This is a genomic window from Bradyrhizobium sp. USDA 4452, from assembly GCF_054063575.1.
This window is the reverse complement of the sequence record NZ_JBSSGK010000001.1, coordinates 3920496-3946962: the sequence shown is the minus strand read 5'-3', so window position 1 is coordinate 3946962 and position 26467 is coordinate 3920496. Positions and strand designations below refer to the sequence as shown.

The following is a 26467-nucleotide window of genomic DNA, read 5'->3' as shown; positions in this document are numbered from 1 at the left end:
GAGGCCTCGGCGTTGCTGTAGGTCGCCGACAGCGCGATGCCGGTCGTGACCACCGCCCAGTTGGTGGAGCTGTCGAGGCGGGTGCGCCAGACCGTGCTGCGGTAGACCTCGCCGCGATAGAGATGGGCGAGCGCCCCGATCTCGGCGGCAGTGAATTCGAGCCTTCCGGCCGGTACCGGCTCCGGCTCGCGCGGCTGGGGCGACGGCATGGCGGCCTCCGGCGAAGCTGGCTTGCGATCCCGCAGCATAGCGCGGAATCCGCGCGACGGGCGAATTTGTTGCGCCGGCGGGCCTCCCCGCTGCAACGGCCTCGCTCATTGCATCGCTTGTTCAGACGATGCGCGAGGTCTTGTTGCCCCAATAGCGATCGCGCAGCAGACGCTTGTAGAGTTTCCCGGTCGGCAGCCGCGGCAGCTCGGCCTCGAAATCCACCGAGCGCGGCACCTTCTGGCGCGACAGCGAGCTTGCGCAGAAGGCGATCAGCTCCTCGGCGAGCTCCGGCCCCGGCGCGATGCCGTCGACCGGCTGCACCACCGCCTTCACCTCTTCGCCGAGATCGGCATTGGGCACGCCGAACACCGCGGCGTCGGCAACCTTGGGATGGGTGATCAGAAGGTTCTCGCATTCCTGCGGGTAGATGTTCACGCCGCCGGAGATGATCATGAAGGTGGCGCGGTCCGTGAGATAGAGGAAGTTGTCGTCGTCGACATAGCCGACGTCGCCGACCGTGCTCATGCTGCCGTCCGCCGAGCGGGCCTCGCTGGTCTTGGCCGGATCGTTGAAATACTCGAACGGCGTCGCGGTCTTGAACCACACGGTGCCCGGCGTGCCCTTAGGGCACGGCTGCATGTTCTCGTCGAGGATATGCAGGTCGCCAAGCAGCACCTTGCCGACGGTGCCGCGGTGCGCGAGCCATTCCTCGCTGTTGCAGGCGGTGAAGCCGAGGCCTTCGGTCGCGCCGTAATATTCGTGGATGATCGGGCCCCACCATTTGATCATGTCGTCCTTGACCAGAGCCGGGCAGGGTGCCGCGGCATGGATCGCGATCTCGAGCGTCGACAGGTCGTAGCGGCTGCGAACCTCGTCGGGCAGCTTCAGCAGGCGCGAGAACATCGTCGGCACCAGCTGGCTGTGGGTGATGCCCCATCTCTCGACCAGCTGGAGATAGCGCTCGGGATCGAAGCTCTCCATGATGACGACGGTGCCGCCCATCCGGATGGTGAGATTGACCGCAGCCTGCGGCGCCGAATGATAGAGCGGCGCCGGCGACAGATAGACCATGCCCTCGCGGTAGTGCCAGAGATTGGTCAGGAAATCGAACAGCGGCAGGTTTTGCGACGGTGGCTGCTCGGGCAGCGGCCGCACGATGCCTTTGGGCCGGCCGGTCGTGCCGGACGAATAGAGCATCGCGGTGCCCGCATATTCGTCCGCGATCGGCGTCGCCGGCAGGCCTGCGGTGGCTTCCCGCAGCCCGACGATGCGATCGCTTTCACTGTCGCCGTCGACCACGATGCAGAGCTCGACCTGCGGGCATTCCTTCAGCGCTTCGCGCGCGACGTCGAGCTTCAGCTTCGACGTGATCAGGATCCGCGACTGGCTGTTGGTCAGGATGTAGGCGAGCTCACTGGGCGTGAGATAGGAATTGACGCAGGTGAAGTAGAGGCCGGAGCGCTCACCGGCGCCGCACGCCTCGAGGTAGCGGTTGTTGTTCTCCATGAAGATCGAATAGTGGTCGAGCCGCTTCATGCCGCGGTTGCGGAACAGATGCGCGAGACGGTTGTTGCGCGCCTCGAGCTCGCGATAGGTGACGATCTCGCCGGTCCCGGCCATGATAAAGGCAGGTTGCAGCGGGCGCAGGTAAGCATGCTTGCCGGTGTACATCGAAGCTCCGATCTCCCCTCATTCTTGCCTTAGGTCGCCATCACCAGAATCTCGCGAACCTGGGACGGACCGTCGATCTTGCGCGGATTACGCGGCACCCAGGGCGTGCGCATCGCACCCGCCGCAATGCGGTCGAAATGCTCAGGGCCGACGTGGACCTCCTGCAGGCTGCGCGGCATGCCGAGGTTGCGGATGAAGCGGTCGAGCACGTCGCCGGCGTCCTCGCCCGGATGGCCCATCGCGGCCGCGACCAGCGCCTGCCGCTCGGCATTGTCGCGCTTGTTCCAGCGCATCACGGCCGGCAGCATCACGCATGAGGTGTAGCCGTGCGGCACGTCGAACTCGGCGCCGAGCACGTAGCCGATGCCATGGCTCGCGCCCATCGGCACGCCGGAGGCGAGCGGGCCGGTCGACAGCCAGGTGCCGATCTGGCAATCCATCCGCGCGGAAATGTCCTTCGGATCGGCCTTCACCCGCGGCAGGCCGGCCGCCAGCATCTGAAGCCCCTTCAGCGCCTGCGCATCGCCGTAGGGATGCGCCTCGCGCGAGCAGATGCCCTCGACGCAATGATCGACCGCGCGGATGCCGGTCGACAGGAACAGCCAGTCCGGCGTGTGCACCGAGATATCAGGATCGAGGATGGTGGCGCGCGGCATCACCAGGGGATGGCGCAGCATCTCCTTCTGCCGCTTGGCCTCGTTGGTGACGCCTGCGATCGAGGAGAACTCGCCGCCGGCGATCGTGGTCGGCACGCTGATCTGGCGCACGGTGGGAGGGGTCATCTCGGGCGAGACGCCGCCGCGGGTGCGGATCGTGTCGATGCCGTCGGATGTCGTGACATTGTTGGCGAGGCAAAGCTGCACCGCCTTGGCGCCGTCGGTGATCGAGCCGCCGCCGATCGTGACGATCAGATCGGCCTTCGCGTCACGCGCCTGTTGCGCCGCCGCGATGACCGCGGCGCGCGGCGTGTGCGCCGGCATCTGGTCGAAGGTGCCGACACAGCGGGCACCGAGCGCCTGGCGGATCTTTTCTATCTCGTCGGTTTCGCGATTCAGCGTTCCCGACACCATCAGGAAGGCGCGCTGGGCGCCAAGCCGGTCCAGTTGCTCGACGACGGCCTCACGGGCGGGCCGCCCGAACACGACCTCCTCCATGGCGCCGAATACGACACGGCCTCGATGCACGCGCGTCTCCTCCCTCAAAATCGTCCGCCTTGCCGGCGGCCCTTTGCGGGGAGGTTAGCGGAGGAAATCGGGGACGTCATCAGGGGTCTGGGTTGCACGGTCGCAGGCTCCGCATTCATCGCCGTCGTCCGGCGTCCTGGCCTTCGCCGGGACGACATGGAGTATGTTGCGTCGCTTGTGGATCAAGTATCCACATCCTCGTGGCGCGCTGCGTCCGAGTCTTGCGTTTACTTGCCTCCCCCTGGAAGCGAAGCGCCCAGCGAAAGCTCGAGGTCGAAGTCGAATGGCCGGCAGAAATCTTGACGGTAACATCGCGGCGTGTGTTACACCTCAAAGGCAACAGGGACGTGCGCATGACATCCACCGTCGATCTGGCGAAGCTCCATATTGACGACTTCACGCCGCATCAGGGCGCAGAGTTCGAGATGCAGACGGCGGAAAACGCTTTGGCGCTGCAGCTCGCCAAGATCGAGCCCGTGGGCAACAGCGGCCGGCCGGGCGGTGCGTTCTCGCTGCTGTTCACGACGCCGAAGGGAGCCTGGCTGCCGCAGGCGATCTATCCGGTGCGGCATCCGGCGCTGGGCGTGATCGAGATTTTCCTGGTGCCGATCGGTCCGCTCGGCGACGGTAACGGCTATCAGGCGATCTTTACCTGAGGGCCAGAAGTACCCGTCGCCTGCCAGCGCATCAGATCGTAGACGCCCTTGTCTTCCTCGGTGACGAATCCGAGCCGGCGGTAGAGCCGCATCGCCGGATTGAACTTCTCGACATGGATTGTCATGGCCTTGCCGGCGCGGTCGGCTTCATCGAGCAGGTCGCGCATCAGCGCGCCGCCGAGACCGGATCCGCGATGTTCCGGCAGGAAGGCGATGTCGATGACGCAATGCTCGCTCGGCCAGCGGTCGAGATAGAGGCGGCCGATATCCTCTCCACCACGCATCATCACCAGCCAGTCTGCGGTCGGATAGTGTTGCTGGTAATGCGCATGCTGCGCGTGGAATTGCATGGCGAGAAAAGCGGCCTTCTGCTCCATGCTCCAGGGTGCCACCGCCAGTTCCTCGGTGCGGGTTGAAGCATAGAGGCGCGCCAGGAACGGCAAGTCCGCATCGGCGATACGACGAAAAGTCAGGCCGGCATCCGCGGCGCGCGTCCATTCGAACGCCGCTGCAACGGGATCGGTACTCAAGCCATCCGCCATGACGGGTTCAGCCACGCGGCGGGAAAATGCCCTGCAACGCGATGCAGAAATTCAACGTGAGATAGGGCATCAGGTTGTTGTGGGGCTGGTTGCCGCCGTTCGGCAGAATAGAACTTGTCGTTGAGAACGGCGAAATGTTGGTCAGCGTCGCTGTGTAGGCCTGTCCCGGGCTTGCACGTGCAAGGGATCGTGTCGGACCGGGGGTGGCAAGCTGAGACTGATTGATATTGCCCAAGACTCCGTGATTGTGCTGGGGCATCTGGCTTTGCAGCAGGGTCACGGTCGTCGTGCCGGCGGACTGTCCGATGTCGTAGAAGGTGCCGGAGGAGCTCTGCCCCTGCTGCATCGGCACGCTGCCTTGCAGGTTGGGCAACGCAAAGGTACTCCTGCCGTCGCCGCCATAGTAGGTACCGAGCAGGGAGAAAAGTGCGGTGTTCTGCGAGATCGGCATGAGTTGCCCGTTGCAGATGGCCCATCCCAACGGCGCGAAGTCGAACGGAAAAATGCGGATCTCGGCCAGGAATTGATCAGACATGGTCCCGTCCTAGTTCGGGCTCGGGTAAACGCCGAACAGTGAAATGATGAAGTTGTAGCAGAGGTAGGGTTGCATGTTGTCGTGCGGCTGGCTGCCGCCGACGAACGAGCACGCCTGGCTCGCCATCGGCGAAGCGGCCGCGACCTCGCGGTAAATCTGGGTCGCTCCCACCGCGCCCACGACATTGCCCGTCACCGTGTTGCCGGTCGCGTTGTTCAGGGATGCCGCCATCGGGTGATTGTGGATGGGCAGTTGCTGGGTGGTCAGCGTCACCTGTTCGGAGCCACCGCTCTGCCCGAGGGTGAAGCCGCTGCCCTGGTGCAACGGTAGGCGCCCCTGCAGGTTCGGCAGCGCGAATGTCTGCTGGCCGTCACCGCCATAGGTGGTCCCGATCAGATTGTACAAGGCGGCGTACTGGTCGATCGGCAGGAGCTGTCCCTGGCAGAGCATCCAGCCGGCCGGCGCAAAATTGCCGCCGAACATGCGAATCTCGCCGACGTAAGGCTGGCCCATGGCGCGCGTCCTTTAGGTCCGGGAGGGGAAGATGCCCTGCAATGCGATGCAGAAGTTCAGCGTGAGATAGGGCTGCATGTTCTCGTGGGGTTGCGAGCCACCGGCATTGCCGACGGTGCTCGGGTCCAGCGTCGTCAGATTGGCGGCAGCGGTGTAGAGATTGGCCGACGTCGCCATCAGATTGTTGGTGACCGCTGCGTTGTCGGCGCCGTTGGTTGTGCCCTGAAACGTGTGCGGATGCTGGGGCATCTCGGCGATCGATAGCGTGTGAGACGTTTCACCGCCGGTCTGCCCGATCGTGAATCCCGACCCCGCATGCAGCGGCACTTTGCCCTGCAGGTTGGGCAGCGCGAAATTCGTCTGGCCATTGCCGCCATAGGTCGTGCCGAGCAACGAGTACAGCGCCTGGTTCTGATTGATCGGCAGCAACTGGCCATTGCAAAAGGCCCAGCCTTTCGGCGCAAAGTTGAACGACATCATCCTGATTTCAGAGAGAAACGGTAGGGACATCGATCCTCCGTCAGACGATCCGTCTCGTCAGTGACTCAATTACCGAAAATGCAAGGCAAATGCGGTCGCGCGACAACGCGTGCACGATAGCGTGTTTTGCGCCAAGTGCAACCTAAACGATTGTCCGAGTTTTGTGATTTTTGTTCGAGCGCATGACGCGCGGATGTCGTTGCGATGACGTGGCGCTTCGCGACGACGATTGCCGCGATGCGGCGCGACCGAATCGAAACGCCTGCCGGATCGTTCCGGAACCTGTTGCTACCCTCGATCAAACCACCAGATCGTGATGGGTCTGGAGATGATCGATCAGGTTGCCACCCATCGCGGCATAGGTCATTTCGTGACCGGCCCACCATGGGGTCGCGGCACTGGAATGCCCGCCGAACAGATCGGACAAGGTCTGAGTGTTCGCCGTCAGGTCCGTATGGCTTTTGTTGGTCTGCGACTGCGTCTGGGTCAATGACGAGAAGTCGAAGCTGTCGCCGCTGGTCACCTTGGGCGTACCGGTGGTCTGCGAAGTAGTGGTTTGCTGGTTCGAGGTAGAGGTGCCTTGCATGGGCATCGCCTTTTGCAGGGCCGTATTGGATTGGGCGACATCCGATGCAGTGGCAAGCCGGCGCTCACCGTCGGCGAGGCCGATGTACATCAGGCTGTTGGCGTCGGATGGCGAAACGGAGTCGGGGAGGCCGAGCACGTGACCCAGTTCGTGGACCACGGTGGTCAGCAGATCGAGATGACCCGCAGCCGCCTTCGACGGATCGGTCAGGAGATCGGTGCCGGCGGCGTTGAGGGCGTTGGTGAATTCGAAATTGTCCGACAGGGTAGGGTCGATGAACCAGCCGTGGCCGGCGGCATCGGTGTCGATCGTGATCTGCAGGCCGCCTTCCTGACCGACAATCTGGCCGGCGAGATCGGCAACGCTGAAGGATGCAGCATGCAGCAGGGCGAGCTGCGTCGCGTTGGCGCCCACGCTTGCCCATTCTGCGATCGCCGCCGACACCACCGAACTGAGTTCGGCCTGTGTCAGGTGCATCTCACCTGTGCTCGGAGTCGGTGCCTGAACGCCGCCCGCTTCGGCGAGCAATGGTGCGACCACCGCGGGAAGCGTCGGCAGCGTGCTGACCAGCGTCGTCGTGCCGTTGCCGCCCGTGGTGTCGACGGTGATGCCGCCCGTGGTGCTGGTGTTGTCGTCGGTGATGACGCCTGCGGCGGTGCCCGATGTCGAGCCGTTCTTCGAGAGGTTCAGATGGGTGCTGGCGTTGAAGTTGCTCAACTCGACGTCGGTGGCGTAGAGCGTGCTATGGTTCAGCGTATTCTTGCTGCCCGTGCCGCCCCCACCCATGCCGATGACGATATTCGTCGTGCTGGTGTCTGTCGCCGTCGCGCCGTTCTCGACATCGAGGGCCGCGAACGGACTGTTGGAGGTCGGCGACGATACCGAGTTGCCGTAGAGCGTGGCGTTGAGGGTCGAGCTGCCGTCGTTGTTCTGCAGCGCGATGCCGGCGTCGCCGACGCCGGTGATCGTGTTGTTCTGGATCAGCGTCGTCAGGCTGCCGGCGCCTGCGTCGCGGACGAAGATGCCGTCGGAGTTGGATCCCACTTTCGCCGGGCCGATATCGTTGCTGGCGATGGTGCCGGACATGGTGCCGTTGTCCTGGCCCTTCGAGACGAAGATGCCCACGGTATCGAAGGCGTTGGCGCCGCCGTCGGTCAGGATGTTGTGCGAGATGTCGAACGTGGTGGTCGCGGCGGAGACATTGCCGCCGGATCCGCTGGCGATATGGACGGCCGTGCCGCCGCCGGGAACGATCGCCTCGCCGTTGTGGAAGGTGTTGCTCCGCACCACGGCGTCCATCGACGAATTGTTGTTGGCGGCGAACGCGATGAAGTCGGACCGCGTGCCGGAAAACGTGCTGTTGGTCACGGTGTAGTTGGCGGTCGCGGAGTTGTAGACTTGGCCCAGAACGTTGTCGTTGCCGCTCGAGCCGATCAGGCCGAACGTGTCGCTGTCCATGGTCAGGCGATTCAAGGTGCCGCTGGTGTTGTAGAGATCGACATTCTGGGTGAAGCCGCCCGAAATGCTCGATCCCGTAATCGACGCGGTGCCGAGCAGATTGTCGAACCGGATGCTGCTTTCCTCGCGGTCGCCGGCATTGGTGGTGCCGTTGGTGCCGCTGATCGCGCTGTTGGCGAGCGTGAAATTGGTGACTCCATTGCCGTAGATCGCGAAGTTGCTGAAGTCGTGCAGCGCCATGTCAGTCAGCGACACGTTGGTGGTGTTGTGGAGGAAAATGCCGGTGCCGCCATCGCCCGACGTGGTTTGCCCGCCGGCGTCGGTACCGCTCAGGATATCGCCGCCGGTCTTGTTGTTGATCGTGCCACCGGATCCCGCGGAGCCGGTCCCGGTGACCGTGAGCCCGCCGGCCGTTCCCGTCGTGTCGAGAATGATGCCTGCATTGCCCGACGAGCCTGTCGCCGAAATGCTCTTGAAAGTGAGACTGCCGGTGCCGATGTTGGTGTGCTCGACATCGAGGGCGGTGCCGGTCGTCGACGTGATGTTGTTGTTGCTGCCGGTAACGGTGATGGTGCCGCCATGGGTGAAGCTCAAGCCGGCGCCACTGGCCGTCTTGATCACGATGTCGGACATCGTGACGGTGCCGACATTGTTGCCGTCGTCGCTGATGCCGATACCGGTCGAGGCCGAAGTATCGATGCTGACGCCGGTGATCGTGTGACCCGTGGTGCCGAGCAGGTCGATGCCGTTGTCGGCGCCGGTGACATGGATCACCGGATCGGCGCCCGAGCCGACATTCGCGGTGACCAGCTGGTTGGTCACCGGATTGGTGAACGTCAGGGTATGGCTGCCGCCGATCAGGTTGACGCCGTTGGCCAGATTGATGCCGTTGGCTTCGCTATAGGTGCCGGTGCCGTGCTCGAGTACGACATAGTCGCCGGAGCCGGCCGGATTCGCCGCGTTGAAGGCGGCGATCGAGGTGTACGGATCGGCCTGGGTGCCGAGGTTGTGGCTGCTCGTTGCCGAATTGTCGATGTAGAACACCTGCGGCACGACGCCGACGTGAAAGCTCTGCGGCCCCGACGAGAGCGGCCCGCCGCTGCCGGTATGGCCATTGTCGTTGATGTTCAGGGAAACCGTGTCGCTGCCGGTGAAACCGTCGTCGCTGTTGTAGGTCAGCGTCGCCAGCGCGGTGTTGAGCTGCGCGATCGTCCCCGTCAGGGTGACGGTATGGGAGCCGTTGTTGGTGAAACCCGCAAGTCCGGTGGTATCGAACGACAGCGCGCCGTGGTTCGAAGTGATCGTTGCGGTTTCGTTGCCGCCTGCAGAATCGATGTCGGCGACCGAGAGCCCCGATATCGCGAGGTTGGTGTGCGAAAAAGCTGTCCCGACCGATGAATCCGAAGGCACCGTCGCGGTCGGCGGATCGTCGATTGCGGTAACGGTCTGGGTTGCGGATGCCGACCCGGTGTCGTTGCCGCCGTTCGCGGTGCCGCCGTCGTCGACGGCGGTCACGGTATAGGTGCGCGCCGTGGTGTCGGGGGGCTCGCCGGTGTTGTTGAACTGGACCGCGTCGAGCACCGCGTTGTAGTGCGCGATCGTGTCGGTCCCGGTCAGGGTGACGGTTTCGGTGGTAGCCGTGCTGGTGATGTCGAAGTGAATGTTGCCGATGTCACCGCTGGTGCCGGCGTGACCTGCGATCGACAGCGCGTCCGACGGCTTGAGGTCGGTCAGCTCGAAGGTCGCGCTGATCAGGTTGGTGCTGTCGACGTCGGTGATCGTGAGGTTCGGGGCGATCGTGACCGGGATCGAATTCGCCGGCGGCGTGCCGACCGGCGGCTCGCTGAAGTTGGTGATGGCGCCAATTGTCACCACCGGCGGGTTGTTGACCGGGGTGACGTCGATGGTGTCGGTCGCAGGCGTGCCGTCGAGAGTCCCGTCATTGGCGGTGATGGTCACCGTGCGGGCCAGGCCGGACGGGTTGTTGCTGGAGTTGAAGTAAGTGATCGAATCCAGCGCGGTCTGGAAGTCGGCGACGGTGGAGCCGGCGGTGCCGGTCAGGGTCAACTCACCGTGCAAGGCGTCCCATGCGCCGACGATGTGCGCGGTGTTGACGAAAGCGAGTATATCCTGGCCGTTGAAATAGTTGCCGGTGATCTGCACCGTCACATGATCGAGCGTTGCGCTGTCGGCATCGGTGACCGTCAGCGCCGGATCGAATGCGGTGGCGGCCTGCCCTTCGATGTAGTTCAGGATATGGCCGCCGGTCACGACGGGCGGAGCGTCCGGAGGGGCCACGGTCTCGGTGTTTGACGTGCCGGTGACGCCGGCACTGACCGTGTCGGTCGCGGTGATGGTCTGGCTTCCGGCGGTCTCGAACTTTTCGGTGAAGGTGCCGGTGCCGCCGGTCAGCGTCGCGTCGGACGGCAGCACGGCGGTGGGATCGCTCGATGTAAAGTGCACGGTGCCGGTGTAGCCGGTGGCGATGTTGCCATGGGCATCGAGCGCCGTGACGGTGACCGATCCCGCAACGTCGGCGCGGCCGTTGGCCGGGATGCTTACCGCAAAATGGGTGGCTGGGCCGGGCGCGACGTTTTCGGCATTCGACGTGCCGGTGATGGCGCTGACCGTGTCGGTGGCGGTGATGGTCTGGCTGCCGGAGGTATCGAAAGTCTCGTTGAAGGTCCCGGTGCCATTGGTCAACGTCATGTCGGCCGGCAGCACGGCGCTGCCGTCGGTCGATGTGAAGTGCACGGTTCCGGTGTAGCCGAGGACGACGTTGCCGAAGGCATCGAGCGCGGTCACCGTGCCCGAACCTGGGGTGCCGGCTGAGCCGCTGCCCGGGATGCTGACTGCAAAATGCGTGGCGGCGGCCGCCGTCACGGCTTCGGCATTCGAGGTGCCTGTAATCGTGCTCGTCACCGTGTCGGTCGCGGTGATGGTCTGGCTTCCGGCGGTGTCGAGCGTCTCGCTGAAGGTGGCCGTGCCGTTGGTCAGCGTCATGTCGGCCGGCAGAACCGCATGGCCGTCGGTCGACGTGAAGTGCACGGTTCCGGTGTAACCGGTGACGACGTTGCCGAAGGCGTCGAGCGCGGTCACGGTGCCCGAACCTGCGATTCCCGCCGTGCTGCTGCCCGGAATGCTGATCGAGAAATGCGTGACGGGACCCGGCGTCACGGTCTCCGCATTCGAGGTGCTGGTGATGGCGCTGACCGTGTCCGTGGCCGTGATGGTCTGGCTGCCGACCGTCTCGAATGTTTCGCTGAAGCTGCCGGTGCCGTTGGTCAGCGTCATGTCGGCGGGCAGCACGGCATGACCATCGCTCGATGTGAAGTGCACGGTGCCCGAATAGCCCGTGGCGACGTTGCCGAAGGCATCGAATGCGGCGACGGTGACCAAACCTGGTGTCCCCGCGGCTCCGCTCGCCGGAATGCTGACCACAAGACGGGTGGCGGCGCCGCCCGCAACGGCTTCGGTGTTCGATGAGCCGGCGATGGCGGGGATGACCAGATCGTTCGCGGTGATGGTCTGGTTGCCGGCGGTCTTGAATGTTTCGCTGAAGGTGCCGGTGCCGTTGGTCAACGTCATGTCGGTCGGCAGCGTGGCGCTGCCGTCGCTCGACGAGAAATGCACCGTGCCGATGTAGCCGGTGGCGACGTTGTTGAAGGCATCGAGCGCGGTGACCGTGAACGAGCCTGGTGTTCCCGCCGTGCCATTGGCCGGAAGGCTCACCGCGAAGTGCGTGGCGGCGCCGGGCGTGACGGCTTCGGCATTCGACGTGCCGGTGATGCCGGTCACCGTGTCGGTCGCGGTGATGGTCTGGCTGCCGGCGGTGTCGAGGGTTTCGCTGAAGCTGCCGGTGCCGTTGGTCAACGTCACGTCGGCCGGCAGCGCGGCGTGGCTGTCGGTTGACCTGAAGTGGACCGTGCCCGTGTAATTGGTGACGACGTGGTTCAAGGCGTCGAGCGCGGTGACGGTGACCGTGCCCGGCGTCCCCGCTGCGCCGTTGGCCGGAATGCTCACGGCAAAGTGAGTTGCCGCACCCAAGGTCACATCGATCGAGAAGGTCTGCGAACTACTCAAGGTGCCGTCGCTCGCGGTCGCGGTGACGGTATAGGCGTGACCCGGCGCGGTGACGTAGTTGATCTTGCTGGGATCGGCGACGGTGATGACACCTGTCGTGGCATTGATCGTGAAGCCTCCGCCCGAACTGTCGCCAGTCAGGCTGTAGGTCACCGGATTCATGTCGGCCGAGGTCGCGGTGATGCCCACAGCCGTGCCGGCCACCGCGCCTTCCGCGACCTTGTTGGCCGCCGCATTGCTGTCGACGGGAGTGGACGGCGCAACGTCGGTGACCGCGATGGCAAAACTCTGCGCGCTCGTCGCAAGACCGTCGCTCGCCTGAACCGTGATGGTGTAGGCATGGCCAGGGCTGGTCACGTAATTGATCTTGGTGGGATCGGCGACCGTCACCACGCCGGTGTTCGGATCGATCTTGAATCCGCCGCCGGAGCTGTCGCCGATCAGCGAATAGGTGACGGCATGGCCGCTGCTGCTGGTGGCCAGCGCCGTGATGTTGACGAGCGTGTTGGCCGCGGCGCCCTCGATGACCGTGTTATTTCCCGCATTGGCGTCGATCGGAGCCGACAGCTGGTCGGTGACCGGGGGCCACAGCGTGCCGGGAGGGCAGCCGAGGTACAGATATTGCAGACCATACGTGTCGGCGAACGCCTGGGCGGCCGCGTCGAGGACGATATGACCGGTCGAATCAAGCTGAAGTTCGGGGCGCGTTAAACCACCGATTGTATAAGCAGGTATGGTCGTCATGAGCACTCCCGCGATCGGCGTGGAAGCCGATCAATATCTACGATTGTTGGGGACGATGAGGTGTGAAGCCGTTCACACGTTGAAGTTGACTGCTCGCGATCGGCGATCGCGCCAAGCCGCCTGCAATTCGAGAAAGCCGCGATCTCAGCGCAGCCGTGGCTTCAGCAAGGTCAAATGCGCTTGCCATTGACGTAGTCGCTTTCACACACTCGCGCCGCGACAAAACACCATGAATGTTCGAGAAAAAAGCGGCCGGCCAACAATATTCATGCTTTGGCAACCATGACCGTATTGGCGATGCTTCCGAGTGTCAATGTGTGTGCGAATGACAACCGATGCCGCCAACGGCGATTCCGCCGTGCAGCGAGAGGTAGAGTGCTGGAACCTGGTTAACCCTGGCTGCTGTGGGCCGCAGGTGTCCGTGCCAAAATTGGACTCCGGTGCGATGTAACGAATCTGTGAAGCAAGCTCGCGTTGTGATTGATTCGGGGCGGGCCGTCTGTGACCTAGCCGCTCCGATAGGCCAGCCAAACTGCCCCTTTTCGTCGTCACGGTTTCGCGAGCGTGTCGTAAGGCTTTCAGACTACGAAACTATTCGCTTGATCCGGCGGCCATCTTGAACAGACTGGGGTGCGGCTACATCTGTGACGTCCGCTGCCGCGACATTGCGGTGGTCCATCCGTGTTGAATCACCGCAATTTCAGTTGCGACTTTGGTAGGCCTGATTTGGTCGGCGTGCTTCGTGGTCTTTTTGGGGGAGAGCGAATTGAGTTCAATTGACAGAACGGAGCGTCCGGCTCCGGTGAACGGTGCCGAGCCGCGTTCGCTTCGCCGCCAGGGATTCGTCAGGGCGTGCCGGCGCGGTCTCGCGCCGATCGGGCTGTTGGCCGTGCTGGCGCTCGGCGGCTGCGACGACAAGACTGCGCAATCGCAGGCCGCGCCGCCGGCACCGCCCGTGACCGTCGCGCAGCCGGTCAAGCGCACCGTCACCGATTGGGACGAATTCACCGGCCGCTTCGAGGCGATCGAGGAGGTCCAGGTCCGCGCCCGCGTCGGCGGCTTCGTCAACAGTGTCGAGTTCAAGGATGGTGCGATCGTCCATGCCGGCGATCTGCTCTACATCATCGATCCGCGGCCGTTCGAGGCGGTCGTGCTGCAGGCCGAAGGTCAGCTCGCCGACGCGCGGGCCAAGGGCGAGCTTGCCAAGCGGGATCTCGAGCGCGGGCTCAACCTGGTGCAGACCAGCGCGGTCTCCGAGCAGGTCGTCGATCAGCGCCGCCAGGCGTTGCAGGCGGCGCGCGCCGCCGAGACGCAGGCCGAGGGCACGCTGAAGGCCGCCCAGCTCAACGTCGAATTCACCCACGTGCTGGCGCCGATCACCGGCCGCGTCAGCCGGCATCTGGTGACCCCCGGCAATCTGGTGCAGGGCAGCGAGGGCGGTGCGACGCTCTTGACCTCGATCGTGTCGCTCGATCCGATCTACATCTATTTCGACGTCGACGAGGCGACCTATCAGCGCAACAGCAAGCTGTGGTTCGAAGGCCGGCGGCCGAGCTCGCGGGATACCGCGAACCCGGTGCAGGTGACGCTGACCGGCGAGACCAAGCCCTCGCATGAGGGCAAGATGGACTTCCTCGACAACCGCCTCGACGTCTCCACCGCGACGCTGCGCAGCCGCGCGGTGATTCCGAACAAGGATCTCTCGATCCTGCCCGGCCAGTTCGGCCGCGTGCGTCTGATCGGCTCCTCGCCCTACGAGGCGCTGCTGATCCCGGATACCGCTGTTGCCACCGACCAGTCGCGCAAGATCGTGTTCGTGGTCAAGGACGACAACACGGTGGAAGCCCGAGCGGTCACGCTCGGGCCGCTGGATGAGGGCCTGCGCGTGATCCGCGAGGGGCTCAAGCCGGAGGACCATGTGATCGTCGACGGCCTGCAGCGCGCCCGCGTCGGCGCCAAGGTGACGCCGAAAATGGCCCAGGCGCCCGCGGCAGACACCAAGCCCGCGGAAGCTGTCAAGCCGGCGGCAGGTGCCAAGCCATGAATCTCGGCAGGCTCTCCATCAACCAGCCCATCCTCGCGATGGTGCTGTCGATCGTGCTGCTGATCGTCGGCGCGATTGCCTATCCGACGCTGCCGGTCTCGGAATATCCGCAAGTGGTGCCGCCGACCGTCACCGTCACCACGCAGTACCCGGGCGCCTCGGCGCAGACCGTGTCCGACACCGTCGCCGCTCCGATCGAGCAGGAGATCAACGGCGTCGAGGACATGCTGTATCTCTACAGCCAGGCGACGTCGAACGGCCAGCTCACCATCACCGCGACCTTCAAGCTCGGCACCGACCTCGACAAGGCCCAGGTGCTGGTGCAGAACCGCGTTGCGATCGCGCAGCCGCGGCTGCCCGAGGAGGTCCAGCGCAACGGCGTCGTCACCCGCAAGAACTCGCCCGACATCCTGATGGTCGTGTTCATGCTGTCGCCCGACGACACGTTCGACCAGCTCTACATTTCCAACTACGCGCTGCTGCAGGTCCGCGACCAGCTGTTGCGGCTCGACGGCGTCGGCGACATCCAGATGTTCGGCGCGCGCGACTATTCGATGCGGCTGTGGCTCGACCCCGACCGGATTGCCAATCTCGGTCTGACCTCGGCCGAGGTGCTGGCGGCGATCCGGGCGCAGAACCTGCAGATCGCCGGCGGCCAGATCGCCGAGCCGCCGATCGCCGATCGCGCCTTCCAGCCCAATCTCGTGTTCACCGGCCGCCTCAAGGATATCAGGCAGTTCGAGGACATCGTGGTGAAGGCCGGCTCAGACGGCCGCACTGTGCGCCTGCGCGACGTCGCCCGCGTCGAGCTCGGTGCGCTGTCCTACGCTACCAACAGCTTCCTGCTGCGCAAATCCGCCGTCGCCCTGCTGGTGACGCAGCGGCCCGGATCGAACGCGCTCGCCACCGCCAAGAGCATCTCCGACACGATGGAGCGGATGAAGGCGGGTTTCCCGAAGGGGCTCGACTACAACATCGGCTACAACCCGACCGAATTCATCGCCCAATCGGTCCATGAACTGATCAAGACGATCTATGAAGCGATGGCGCTCGTCGTCATCGTGGTGCTGGTGTTCCTGCAGGGCTGGCGGCCTGCGATCATTCCGATCATCGCGATCCCGGTGTCGCTGGTTGGCACCTTCGCGGTGATGGCCGCGCTAGGCTTCTCGATCAACAATCTGACCTTATTCGGTCTGGTGCTCGCGGTCGGCATCGTGGTCGACGACGCCATCGTCGTGGTCGAGAATGTCGAGCGGCATCTCGAGCACGGCATGTCCAGGCGCGCGAGGCCGCGCTCAAGACCATGGAGGAGGTCGGCGGCGCGCTGGTCTCGATCGCGCTGGTGCTGTGCGCGGTGTTCGTGCCGACCGCCTTCCTCGGCGGCATCTCCGGACAGTTCTTCCAGCAATTCGCCGTGACCATCGCGGTCGCGACCGCGATCTCCTGCTTCTGCTCGCTGACGCTGTCGCCGGCACTGGCCTCGCAGATCCTGGTGCCGCACGAGGAGAAGCGCCCGCCGGCCCGCTGGAACGTCATCGCGCGCGGCTGGGACAGCTTCACCGCGCTGTTCAACCGCGTGTTCGACCGGCTGGCGCATGGCTATGCGGCGGTCGCCGACTTCGTGATCCGGCACACCGTGGTCATGGTCGCGATCTACCTCGTCTTGATCGGCAGCGCCGGCTGGCTGCTCGCGACCACTTCGCAGGGCTTCATCCCGGCGCAGGACCGCGGCTACGTCATCATCTCGGCGCAGTTGCCGGGCGCCGCGTCGCTGGCGCGGACCACGGCAGTGGTGCGCGAGATCGAGCGGATTGCGCTGGATACGCCCGGCATCGTTCGCGTCGCGGCGTTCGCCGGCTTCTCCGGCGCGACGCGCACGCAGGCGGGCAATGCCGCGGCGCTGTTCCCGGTGTTCGACGAGCCGGAGGCGCGCCTGAAGAAGGGGCTGACGGCGACCGCGATCACGGCCGAGCTGCGCAAGCGGCTGTCGGTGATCCAGGGCGCTTTCATCATCGTCATTCCGCCGCCGGCCGTGCCCGGTATCGGCACCGGCGGTGGCTTCACCATCCGTGTCCAGGATCGGCAGGGGCGCGGGCCCGAACTGCTGGCGTCCGCGACCGACGAACTGGTGTTGGCCGCGCGCAAGTCGCCGAGCCTCACGTCGGTGTTCTCGCCGTACTCAGCGAACACGCCGCAGCTGTTCGTCGATATCGATCGGGTCAAGGCGCAGAAGCTCGGCGTTCCCATCGCCAATATCACCGACACGATCGAGACCTATTTCGGCTCGACCTATGTCAACGACTTCAACCTGTTCGGCCGCACCTACCACGTCACCGCGCAGGCCGATCTGCCGTTCCGCAAGGAGACCACCGACCTGTCGCGGCTGCGCACCCGCAACGCCAATGGCGACATGGTGATGCTCGGCAGCGTCGTCGACTTCAAGGACATTTCGGGTCCCGACCGCGTCGCCCGCTACAATCTCTACTCGGCGTCCGAACTGCAGGGTGAACCGGCGCCGGGCGTCAGCTCGACGACGGCGCTCAACACCATCAAGAAGATCGCCGACGAAACCTTGCCGAGCGGCTTCTCGTTCGAATGGACCGATCTGTCCTACCAGCAGGTCAACGGCGCCAATGCCGGCCTCTACGTGTTCCCGATCTGCGTGCTGTTCGTCTATCTGGTGCTGGCCGCGCAATATGGCAGCTGGACACTGCCGTTCGCGGTGATCCTGATCGTGCCGATGTGCCTGTTCGCGGCCACGATCGGCGTGCGCATCATGGGCCAGGATGTCAACATCCTGACCCAGATCGGCTTCGTGGTGCTGGTGGGACTTGCCGCCAAGAACGCGATCCTGATCGTCGAGTTCGCGCGCGATATCGAACTCGAGGGCCGGCCACGGCTGGAGGCGGTGATCGAGGCCTGCCGGCTCCGTCTGCGGCCGATCCTGATGACGTCGTTCGCCTTTATCCTCGGCGTGCTGCCGCTGGTGCTGTCGACCGGATCGGGCTCGGAGATGCGCCAGGCGGTCGGCGTCGCCGTGTTCTTCGGCATGCTCGGCGTCACCCTGTTCGGCCTTGTCTTCACCCCGATCTTCTACATGGTGGTGCGCAACCTCGCGGAAGGAAAGAACGAGGGCAAGCCGAAGGAGCCAGCGGCGACCGTGGCGGGTGGAGCATAACCCTCCCCGTCGTCATTCCGGGGCACCGCGCAGCGGTGAGCCCGGAATCCATTTATCGTCTTGGGTATGCGGCCTGATGGATTCCGGGCTCGCGCTGCGCGCGCCCCGGAATGACGGAGGAAAGGCTTTGCATGCCCATACTATTGGCTGAACTGAAATCGGTGGGCAGCAGCCAGGTTATAAAATAATGTCGCGCCGATTTTTCCTGATGAAAGACTGCTGGGAGAACATAACAATGAAGTCGGGATTTTTGGCTGCGGTTGCGGCATGCAGCTTGATGCTGGCGGCGCCGGCAATGGCCCAGGGTGTCAAGATCGGCATCCTGAACGACCAGTCGGGCGTCTACGCCGATTACGGCGGCAAATATTCGCTCGAAGCGGCGCGGATGGCGGTCGAGGATTTCGGCGGCGAGGTGCTGGGACAGAAGATCGAGATCGTCACCGCCGACCATCAGAACAAGCCGGACCTTGCGACCGCGATCGCGCGGCGCTGGTACGAGGTCGAGAACGTCGACATGATCACCGAGCTCACCACGTCGTCGGTCGCGCTCGCGGTGCAGGAGCTGTCGAAGGAAAAGAAGAAGATCGACATCGTGGTGGGCGCGGGCGACCTCGCGCATTTCAGGCGATGCCTGCACGCCCTACAGCTTCCACTGGGCCTACGACACCCGCGCGCTCGCGGTCGGCACCGGGGGCGCGTTGACGGAAGCGGGCGGAGACACTTGGTTCTTCCTGACCGCCGACTACGCGTTCGGCTACGCGCTGGAAAAGGACACCAGCGACATCGTCGCCTCGAAGGGTGGCAAGGTGGTTGGCTCGGTCCGCGTGCCGCTCAACTCGTCCGACTTCTCGTCGTTCCTGCTGCAGGCGCAGAGCTCGAAGGCCAAGATCATCGGGCTTGCCAACGCCGGCCTCGACACCACCAACTCGATCAAGCAGGCGGCCGAGTTCGGCATCGTGCGCGGCGGCCAGAAGCTCGCCGGCCTGTTGATGACGCTGTCGGAGGTGCACGGTCTCGGGCTCGAAGCGGCGCAGGGTCTCGTGCTCACCGAGGGCTTCTATTGGGACCACGACGATGCTTCGCGCGCCTTCAGCGAGCGCTTCTTCAAGCGCACCGGCCGGATGCCGAGCATGATCCATGCCGGCACCTATTCGGCGACGCTGAGCTATTTGAAGGCGGTGAAGGCCGCCGGCACCAAGGACAGCGAGGCGGTTGCCGCCAAGCTGAAGGAGCTGCCGGTCGATGACGCCTTCGCCAAGGGCAAGGTGCTCGCGAACGGCCGCATGGTGCATGACCTCTATCTGTTCGAGGTCAAGAAGCCTTCGGAGTCGAAGAAGCCCTGGGACTATTATAAGCAGCTCGCCGTGGTGCCCGGCGACAAGGCGTTCTTCACCGCCAAGGAAAGCGGCTGCCCGCTGACCAAGTGATGCGGAGCTGTTGAAACAACACAACTGTCGTCCCGGCCTTTGCCTGGCCTTCGCCGGGACGACAGCGGAGGTGTGGTCGCGCCTTCAATGCACCACCCGCCACGCCGCGCCGCCGAGCGCGCCGATCCATAGAATGATCGCGGCCATCGCCTGGATGCCAAATCCGCGGCTGCGCTTCGCCACCGCCTCGCGATAGCCGATGAAATAAACGATGCGGCCGACGACCCAGATCACGCCGACTGCGGCGGCCGCGACGTCGCCGATATAGATCGCAAACAGCCAGAGCGACGGCAGGAAGATCGGCATCCACTCCAGCGTGTTCATTTGGATCCGGAAGACGCGCTCGAAGTCCGGATGGCCCGAGACCGCCGGGAGCTTGATGCCATAGGCGGCACGGGCGCGCGACACCTCGATCGAGGTGTAGAAATAGAACGCGACGGCAAGGCAGGTGACGATGGCCGTGTAGTAATACATGGCAGACGTGTCCTCTTGTTGCATTGGCCCCGATGTCATGACGGGACGACCGCGGCCGGTGTGACTGGCGGGAATTCTTGTTGGGCCGCTCTAGTATCCGGTCATCTCAAGATAACCTAATCCGACGTGGCTGCCCGTAAAGCGGATCGGGCCTTCCCAGTAGGGGAAGCTGGTTCCCATCCAGGCTTTCGGATTGAGCGGCGTGGTCTCGATGGCGAGACCGCGCGCGGGCAGGCTGACGCGCCACGACGTCGGCAGCTTGCGGCCGTCGATTTCGGTGGTCGCGACCGGCGCGATGCTGTTGCCGCTGCTCGCAATCTCGGCCGAGCGGCCGTCAGGCGTGATCCAGTTGCCGAACAGGTTCTCGCGGCCGTCCGTCTGGCGCAGCCGGTACAGCATCAGCTTCTCGTCGCCGGGCAGATGGAGCGAGAACCAGTCCCACCCGGTCTGGTCCGCCGCCAATGGCTGGCTGCTCCATTCGCGATCCATCCAGGCCATGCCCGTAACGTCGAGCGGCCTGTCCTCGATGACGATGCGGCCGGACGCCCGGTAGAATGGCTGGCTGTAGTAATTGGAGGCCTGTCCGCGATCCGACTTGCGGCTGTAGCCATGGTCGCCTTGCAGCACCAGCGGGCGGTCCGCAGTCAGCCGGAGGGCAGTGCTGAAGTCGGCGGCCGCGGCCCTGAGTTCGAGCGGCGCGACGCGCTGCGCGTCGAACGGAGCGATCCCGTGCATCTCCCAGGTGTCGATCCAGGCGCGGAACGGCGTCGCCTCGACCCCGGCCTGCCCAACGCCGCCGCGTGCAAACGTCTCGCTGAAGCGATGTGTGGTGGCGCTGGTCACGGCGGCATGGCCCATCCAGACCTGCTGGTTGGCCCAGCCTTCGCTGGGGCCGCCCGGCTTCATCGCCTGGCGGAATAGCGTCCATTGTGCGCCATAGGCCGCGCCATTCGCGTCGGAGAGGTTCGCCGTCACGTACCACCACTCGATCCGGAACTCCGGATGCGGGCCGTGGTCGATCGGAAATACGAATTGTTTGCCGGGCGCGACGGTGGCAAATCCCTCGGCATTCTCGCCGAGGCCGGCAAAGCCCTGCGCAAGACCCTTGCCGCCGAGCGCGAGCGCCAGCGCCCCGCCGGCAAAGGCGCGGCGGGTGATCTTGCCGCTAGCGCTCATTGACGAAGACCCTGATCAGGCTGGCCGGCTGCATGCGCGCCAGTCTAGCGACCGGCAGCGCCGCCGCACAGAACGCGGCGGCGAGCGCCACCGCAAGCAGTTCGATCAGCTGCAGCGGGAAGATCTGGAACGGCAGCCGCCAGCCGAATGCTTTCACATTGACGATCGCAAGCAGGCACCACGCAACCAGAAGGCCGAGCGGCAGTGCGAACAGCGCGGTGATCAATGCGACCGCCATGGTCTTCAGCAGCTCGAGCGCCGCGAGCCGTCGCCGCGTCAGGCCGATCGCCCACAGCGGGGCCAGCTGCGGCAGCCGCGAATTGGCGAGCGTCAGCAGGCTGGTCAGGAGCGCGATGCCGGCGACGCCGAGCGTGAAGGCGTTGAGCGCCGCGGTCACCGAGAAGGTACGGTTGAACACCCGTCTCGATTCCCGCTTCATCGTCGCCTGGTCGGCGACATTGCGGTCGTCAAGACCGAATTTCTCCTGCAACGCCGTGATCAGCGGTGCAATCTTGTCCGGCGCGACGCGGAGCCCGAGCCGGGTCTGCGGCGTCTGGGGGAAACGCCGCGTCAGTGCCGCGAAGTTGACCGCGATCTGGCCCTTGGGGTTGCCGTAATCGGCGTAGATGCCGACGATCTCGAGCGGCCAGGGGCCGCCGGGGGCGGGGACCTCGATATGATCGCCGATCGCAAGCTTCATCCGTCGCGACAGCTGCTCGCTGACCAGGCAGGTGTCGCCGGGACGCAAGCGCACCCAGGCATTCGCCGTGCTGTCCAGCAACGGCCAGTTGTCTCGGTAGGTGGCGTGGTCGGGCAGGCCGAGCACCTCGATCGGCGCGCCGCCAAGCCGGGTGTCGGCGCGGCCGCCAGGCAGGATCGCCTGAACCTCCGGCCGATCGCGCAGCCAGCCCTTGATCTCCTTTGCCTGCGCATCGCTTGCCGCGCTGATATAGACGTCGGCTGCGAGGCGGCCGTCGAGCCAGACCAGGAAGGTGCGGCTGAAACTTTCCACCATGGTGCTGACGCCGACATTGACCGCGAGCGCGAGCAACAGCGCCATCAGCGCCAGTGACAGGCCCGAGAGCTGCTGGCGGCTGTCGGCCCAGAACCAGATGCCGACCGGCGCCCGCGCGCTGCGCTGGCCGAATGCGAGCGTGATCTGCAGCACCATCGGCAGGATCAAGGCCGCGCCGAGCATCAGCGCAGCCAGTACCGCAAAGCCCGCGATCAGGGAATCGCCGAACTGGATGAGAATTGCTGCGACCGCGAACACCGCCAGCGCCGCGGCACTCTGGAACAGCAGCCAGCGCCGTTGCGCCTGCTGCCAGGCCTGCGGCTGCGCCGTCGCCAGCACCGGCATCCGGATCGCCTTGGCAAGGCTCGCCGCGGCGGCTGCGAGCGCGCCCAAGATGCTGATCGCGATGCCGGCGAACCACCAGATTGGTTTCAGCGAAAGCTGCCCGGGGATCTGCGCGCCATAAAGCCCGCGCAGCGAGGCCGCGACATCGGGCAGCAAGGTCGCCGCGATGAAGTAGCCGCAGACGAGGCCAATCACGCCGGCGATCAGCGCCAGCGACAGCAGCTCGATCACCAGCACGGTGTTGAGCAGCCGTGCCGAGACGCCGCAGGCGCGCAAGGTACGCAGCATCGGCAGTCGCTGCTCGAAGGCGAGGCCGATCGCGGAGTTGACGATGAACAGGCCGACGAAGAACGACAGCAGGCCGAAGGCGGTGAGGTTGAGATGGAAACTGTCGGTCAGCCGCTCGAGGTCGGTTTCGGCGCTCGGCTCGACCAGGCGAAGTTTTTCGCCTGCCACGCTTTGCAATGTCGCGCGCGGCGCCTTGGATTTTCCGACCAGCAGGCGCGACACCTGGCCGGGCATCTTCAGGATGCCCTGCGCGATGCCGATGTCGACGATGAGCGCCCCGGGCGCAAGCTCCGCCTGCACGCGCAGGGGCGGTAAGCTCAAACCGTTGGCCTGCGGCCGGTCGCCTTCCTTGAGGCCGAGATCGTGCAGCGTCTCAGGCGCCACCAGCATTTCGCCTGGCGGCGTGGCGAAGGATAGCAGGCTGCCGCGGCCGACCGCTGGCGCGTTGCCGACCTCGGACGGCAAGGTCACCGGCTCGACGCCGAGCAGGCGGAAGCTGCGTCCATCGATCTGGACGCGGCCCTCCAGCATCGGTGACACCGGCCAGCCGGCGCGGCGCAGATCGACGAACAGTTGCTGCGGGAAAGTCGCGCTGTCTTTGGCGACCAGCATGGCGGTGCGCGCGCCGCCGAAGGTCGCGGCGGCGCGGTCATAGGAGATCCGGGCCTGCTGGTTCAGCGCCTGCACGCCGCTCCACAGCGCGGTCGCGGAGATCAGCCCGATCAAGAGCGTCGCAAGCTGCATCGGATGCCGCCGCCAATGGCTGAGCAGCACGGCGAGGATCCACAAGACGCGCTTCACGCCACCACCCCGCCATGCAGGGTGACCTGGCGGTCGAGCGTCGCGGCGAGCCGGGCGCTGTGGGTGACCATCAGGAAGCCGCAGCCGGTGCGAACGACCAGATCGCGCGCAAGTCGCAGCACCTCGTCGGCAGTGTCCTCGTCGAGGTTGCCGGTCGGCTCGTCGGCGAGCAGCAGCAGCGGCTTCGGCGCCAGCGCGCGGCCGATCGCGACGCGCTGCTGCTGGCCGCCGGACAATTGCTCGGGATAGCGCTTCAGGAGCTGCTTGAGGCCAAGGCGCTCGACCAGTTCGTCATGCCAGGCCGCATCGTGGCGGCCGGCGATGCGGGACTGGAACACGAGATTGTCCGCGACCGTCAGGCTCGGGATCAGGTTGAACTGCTGGAACACGAGACCGAGCCGGTCGCGGCGCAGCTCGGCGCGGCCGGCGTCGTTGAGGCCGGAGACAGTGATATCGGCCAGCCTGATCTCGCCGCTGTCGGCGGCATCGAGCCCGGCGATCAGATGCAGCAGCGTGCTCTTGCCGCTCCCGGATTCACCTGACAGCGCCACGCTCTCGCCGGTCGCGACGGCCAGATCAACGCCGCGCAGCACCGCAACGTCTTCGCCGGCAGAGCGGTAACTCTTGGTCAGGCCGGTGACGCGAAGCACCGCGGCGGTCTGGTCAGATGAAGCGATGGCCGTGCCTCATTCAAGGCTTCTGGTATTTCAGGACGAACTCGTCGATCGGCACCGGCGCCTTGAAGACGGGAATGTCCTTCGGGTCCTCCGTATGATGCAGGAAATCACCCTCCGCGACCAGCCTGAAGCCGGCGGCCTCGATCTCCTGCTTCAGGGTGCTCTCCTCGATCCGGTGCAGCGTCTTGGCGACGCTGGTACCTTCGCCCGCCTTGGCCGAATGGTCGGCGATGACGAGGAAGCCGCCGGGCTTGAGCGCGGCGAACATCTTCTTGTTCATTGCGGCGCGATCGACCGGCAGATAGCTGATGTCGTGATAGAAAAAGAACAAGGTGATCATGTCGAGGTTGTTGACCTCGGGCGGGATCGGATCGTCATAGTCGCGCACGACATGGACGACGTTCGTCATCGCCGGCGACTTGGCGCGGGTGTCGAACCTGTCCTTGACGAAGCGCTCGAGCACGGTCGCCGAGTCCTGGGCGTACACCTTGCCAGACGGGGCGACGGTCCGCGCCAACAGTTCGGTGCTGTAGCCGGCGCTTGCCGCCATGTCGAGGATCGTCATGCCGGGCTTGACGCCGGCAAAGGCGAGCATCTTGGCCGGCTGGCGGCGCTGGTCGACCTGGCGATCCGCATCGCTGCGATCGGGTGCGGCGACGATCGCCGCATAGTCGGGGCTGGCAGCGTCTTCGGCGCGGACAGCTGGTGCGGCGAGCAGCGTGGCTGTGGCGAGCGCAGCGCAGGCAGCCGCGCGAAGCATCGATCTGTTCATGAAACAACCCCGGCGTTTCGTTGCCCCGAACATAGCAGGCGGCCCATGACAGATCACCGCTTCGCGGCCGCGCCGACGCGATCGTGATCGGTCGTTACGGCCGTACCGGGGCGGCCGCCCCCCGGGAAAATGCGTTGTTGCGTTGCCCGCCGAGGCGTGGCTAGCATCGCCAATTGGGGCCGATTTTACGAAGCCAAAAACGAAACGACGGGGAGCCAGACATGACGACGCAACCGATGTCCAAGGGGACGTCAACCGGGACGCCCAAGGGCGCCTGGACCATCACCTTCCTGCTGTTCCTGTTCATGGTGGTGAACTTTGCGGACAAGATCGTGGTCGGGCTCGCCGGCGTGCCGATCCGGAAGGAGATGGGTCTCACCCCGGAGCAGTTCGGCGATCTTGGCTCGTCGTTCTTCTATCTGTTTTCGATCTCGGCGATCGTGGTCGGCTTCATCGTCAATCGCGTCGACACCCGCTGGGTCCTGCTGGTCCTGGCGGTGATCTGGTCGCTGGCGCAATTTCCGATGATCGGCACCGTCAGCCTCACGACGCTGACGATCTGCCGCATCATCCTCGGCGCCGGCGAGGGACCGGCCTTCTCGGTGGCAGCGCATGCCATCTACAAATGGTTTCCGGATGAGAAGCGCACGCTGCCGACCGCAATCCTGTCACAGGGGTCGGCGTTCGGCGTGATCCTCGCGGTGCCGGCGCTGAACTGGATCATCGTCAATCACAGCTGGCATCACGCCTTTGGCGCGCTCGGCATCGTCGGCCTGCTCTGGACCGTCGCCTGGTTTGCGCTCGGCAGGGAAGGGCCGCTGGTCTCGACGGTCGCCGTCATTGCCGATGAACCACGGATTCCCTACTGGAAGCTGCTGACCTCACGCACCTTCGTCGGCTGCGTCATCGCGACCTTCGGCGCCTATTGGGCGCTGTCGCTCGGACTGACCTGGTTCACGTCCTTCATCATCGAGGGGCTCGGCTTCTCGCAGCAACAGGCCGGCTTCGTCTCGATCCTGCCCTGGATCTTCGGTGCGACGATCGTGATCCTGACCGGCTGGATCTCGCAGCTGATGCTGGCGCGCGGTTTCACCACGCGCGGTGCGCGCGGTGTGCTCGGCTCGGTGCCCCTGATCATCGGCGGCTGCATTCTCGCGACGCTGCCCTACGCGCCGCCCGGCGGCTTGATGATCGCAGCCCTTGTGATCGGCTCCGGCCTCTGCGGCTCGATCTACGTGGTCTGCCCGCCGATGCTCGGCGAGTTCACGCCGGTATCGCAGCGTGGCGCGATCATCGCGATCTACGGCGCGCTGTACACCATCTCGGGCATCCTGGCGCCGATGGTGATGGGCAATGTGATCCAGCACGCGGCAACGCCGATGGCCGGCTACATGAGCGGCTTCACCATCAACGCCGCGATCATGGCCGGCTCCGGCCTGCTCGGATTGCTGCTGCTGTGGCCCAACACCGAGCGCGCGCGCCTCACCGGCACGTCGCAGCCCGCGGGCACAATCAAGCGCGCGATGTCGCCGACGTAAGGGGACGCGCGGCTTCGACCGTCCCCCTCCAGGGAGGGTGAGAGTCCGTAGCCCGGATGAAGCGCAGCGC

Annotated in this window: 15 protein-coding genes and 3 pseudogenes; 5 read left to right on the top strand and 13 right to left on the bottom strand. The window is 65.1% G+C overall.

What is annotated here, in order from left to right:
* Positions 1 to 53 precede the first annotated feature (53 nt).
* The 3 genes and pseudogenes from ACVISU_RS19000 to ACVISU_RS18990 all read right to left on the bottom strand — a co-directional run.
* A pseudogene (locus tag ACVISU_RS19000) lies at positions 54 to 209 on the bottom strand (DUF2270 domain-containing protein); the annotation flags it as partial.
* A 121-nt stretch (positions 210 to 330) separates the two neighbouring features.
* Positions 331 to 1881 carry an AMP-binding protein gene (locus ACVISU_RS18995; protein ID WP_050401833.1) on the bottom strand — a complete coding sequence of 517 codons (1551 nt, stop codon included), beginning with the start codon at positions 1879 to 1881 and terminating at the stop codon, positions 331 to 333.
* Positions 1882 to 1910: 29 nt separating this feature from the next.
* Positions 1911 to 3065 (bottom strand): iron-containing alcohol dehydrogenase, encoded by a 1155-nt coding sequence (locus tag ACVISU_RS18990; protein WP_050401834.1) that lies wholly within the window; start codon positions 3063 to 3065, stop codon positions 1911 to 1913.
* 353 nt (positions 3066 to 3418) lie between these two features.
* On the opposite strand from ACVISU_RS18990, the gene ACVISU_RS18985 reads away from it, so the two are divergent.
* Positions 3419 to 3721: a DUF6916 family protein gene (locus ACVISU_RS18985; protein WP_244522060.1), complete on the top strand. Its 303-nt coding sequence runs from the start codon at positions 3419 to 3421 to the stop codon at positions 3719 to 3721.
* On the opposite strand, the gene ACVISU_RS18980 is transcribed toward ACVISU_RS18985, so the two are convergent.
* The 5 genes from ACVISU_RS18980 to ACVISU_RS18960 all read right to left on the bottom strand — a co-directional run bounded on the left by ACVISU_RS18980 (position 3703) and on the right by ACVISU_RS18960 (position 12662).
* Positions 3703 to 4251, bottom strand: a complete 549-nt coding sequence (locus ACVISU_RS18980; protein ID WP_456707933.1) for an N-acetyltransferase family protein — start codon at positions 4249 to 4251, stop codon at positions 3703 to 3705. The two genes, ACVISU_RS18985 and ACVISU_RS18980, sit on opposite strands and share 19 nt — an antisense overlap.
* A gap of 19 nt (positions 4252 to 4270) precedes the next feature.
* Positions 4271 to 4798, bottom strand: a complete 528-nt coding sequence (locus ACVISU_RS18975; protein WP_456707932.1) for a phage tail protein — start codon at positions 4796 to 4798, stop codon at positions 4271 to 4273.
* 9 nt (positions 4799 to 4807) lie between these two features.
* The gene (locus tag ACVISU_RS18970) at positions 4808 to 5311 is read right to left on the bottom strand and encodes a phage tail protein (protein WP_050401838.1); all 504 of its coding nucleotides are present in this window, start codon (positions 5309 to 5311) and stop codon (positions 4808 to 4810) included.
* A gap of 12 nt (positions 5312 to 5323) precedes the next feature.
* Positions 5324 to 5821 (bottom strand): phage tail protein, encoded by a 498-nt coding sequence (locus ACVISU_RS18965; protein WP_050401839.1) that lies wholly within the window; start codon positions 5819 to 5821, stop codon positions 5324 to 5326.
* A 268-nt stretch (positions 5822 to 6089) separates the two neighbouring features.
* Positions 6090 to 12662 (bottom strand): hypothetical protein, encoded by a 6573-nt coding sequence (locus tag ACVISU_RS18960; protein ID WP_456707931.1) that lies wholly within the window; start codon positions 12660 to 12662, stop codon positions 6090 to 6092.
* Positions 12663 to 13464: 802 nt separating this feature from the next.
* On the opposite strand from ACVISU_RS18960, the gene ACVISU_RS18955 reads away from it, so the two are divergent.
* The 3 genes and pseudogenes from ACVISU_RS18955 (at position 13465) to ACVISU_RS18945 (ending at position 19311) form a co-directional block, all read left to right on the top strand.
* A complete protein-coding gene (locus ACVISU_RS18955) occupies positions 13465 to 14706 on the top strand; it encodes an efflux RND transporter periplasmic adaptor subunit (RefSeq protein ID WP_456710854.1) in 1242 nt (413 codons plus the stop codon).
* Positions 14703 to 17884 (top strand): annotated as a pseudogene (locus tag ACVISU_RS18950) (efflux RND transporter permease subunit). Before ACVISU_RS18955 ends, ACVISU_RS18950 begins: the two are co-directional and overlap by 4 nt.
* 235 nt (positions 17885 to 18119) lie before the next feature.
* Positions 18120 to 19311: pseudogene (locus ACVISU_RS18945) on the top strand (ABC transporter substrate-binding protein).
* 84 nt (positions 19312 to 19395) lie between these two features.
* On the opposite strand, the gene ACVISU_RS18940 reads toward ACVISU_RS18945, so the two are convergent.
* The 5 genes from ACVISU_RS18940 to ACVISU_RS18920 form a co-directional block, all read right to left on the bottom strand.
* A complete protein-coding gene (locus tag ACVISU_RS18940) occupies positions 19396 to 19785 on the bottom strand; it encodes an MAPEG family protein (protein ID WP_456707930.1) in 390 nt (129 codons plus the stop codon).
* A gap of 90 nt (positions 19786 to 19875) precedes the next feature.
* Positions 19876 to 20961: a lipocalin-like domain-containing protein gene (locus tag ACVISU_RS18935; protein ID WP_456707929.1), complete on the bottom strand. Its 1086-nt coding sequence runs from the start codon at positions 20959 to 20961 to the stop codon at positions 19876 to 19878.
* Positions 20951 to 23410 carry an ABC transporter permease gene (locus ACVISU_RS18930; RefSeq protein WP_456707928.1) on the bottom strand — a complete coding sequence of 820 codons (2460 nt, stop codon included), beginning with the start codon at positions 23408 to 23410 and terminating at the stop codon, positions 20951 to 20953. The genes ACVISU_RS18935 and ACVISU_RS18930 overlap by 11 nt, the downstream gene beginning before the upstream one ends.
* Positions 23407 to 24060: an ABC transporter ATP-binding protein gene (locus tag ACVISU_RS18925; RefSeq protein ID WP_050401846.1), complete on the bottom strand. Its 654-nt coding sequence runs from the start codon at positions 24058 to 24060 to the stop codon at positions 23407 to 23409. Before ACVISU_RS18925 ends, ACVISU_RS18930 begins: the two co-directional genes overlap by 4 nt.
* 40 nt (positions 24061 to 24100) lie before the next feature.
* Complete coding sequence (locus tag ACVISU_RS18920) at positions 24101 to 24859, bottom strand: class I SAM-dependent methyltransferase (RefSeq protein WP_456707927.1); 759 nt, start codon at positions 24857 to 24859, stop codon at positions 24101 to 24103.
* 221 nt (positions 24860 to 25080) lie between these two features.
* Here ACVISU_RS18920 and ACVISU_RS18915 point away from each other — a divergent pair, with 221 nt between their 5' ends.
* Positions 25081 to 26397, top strand: a complete 1317-nt coding sequence (locus ACVISU_RS18915; RefSeq protein ID WP_456707926.1) for an MFS transporter — start codon at positions 25081 to 25083, stop codon at positions 26395 to 26397.
* Positions 26398 to 26467 lie beyond the last annotated feature (70 nt).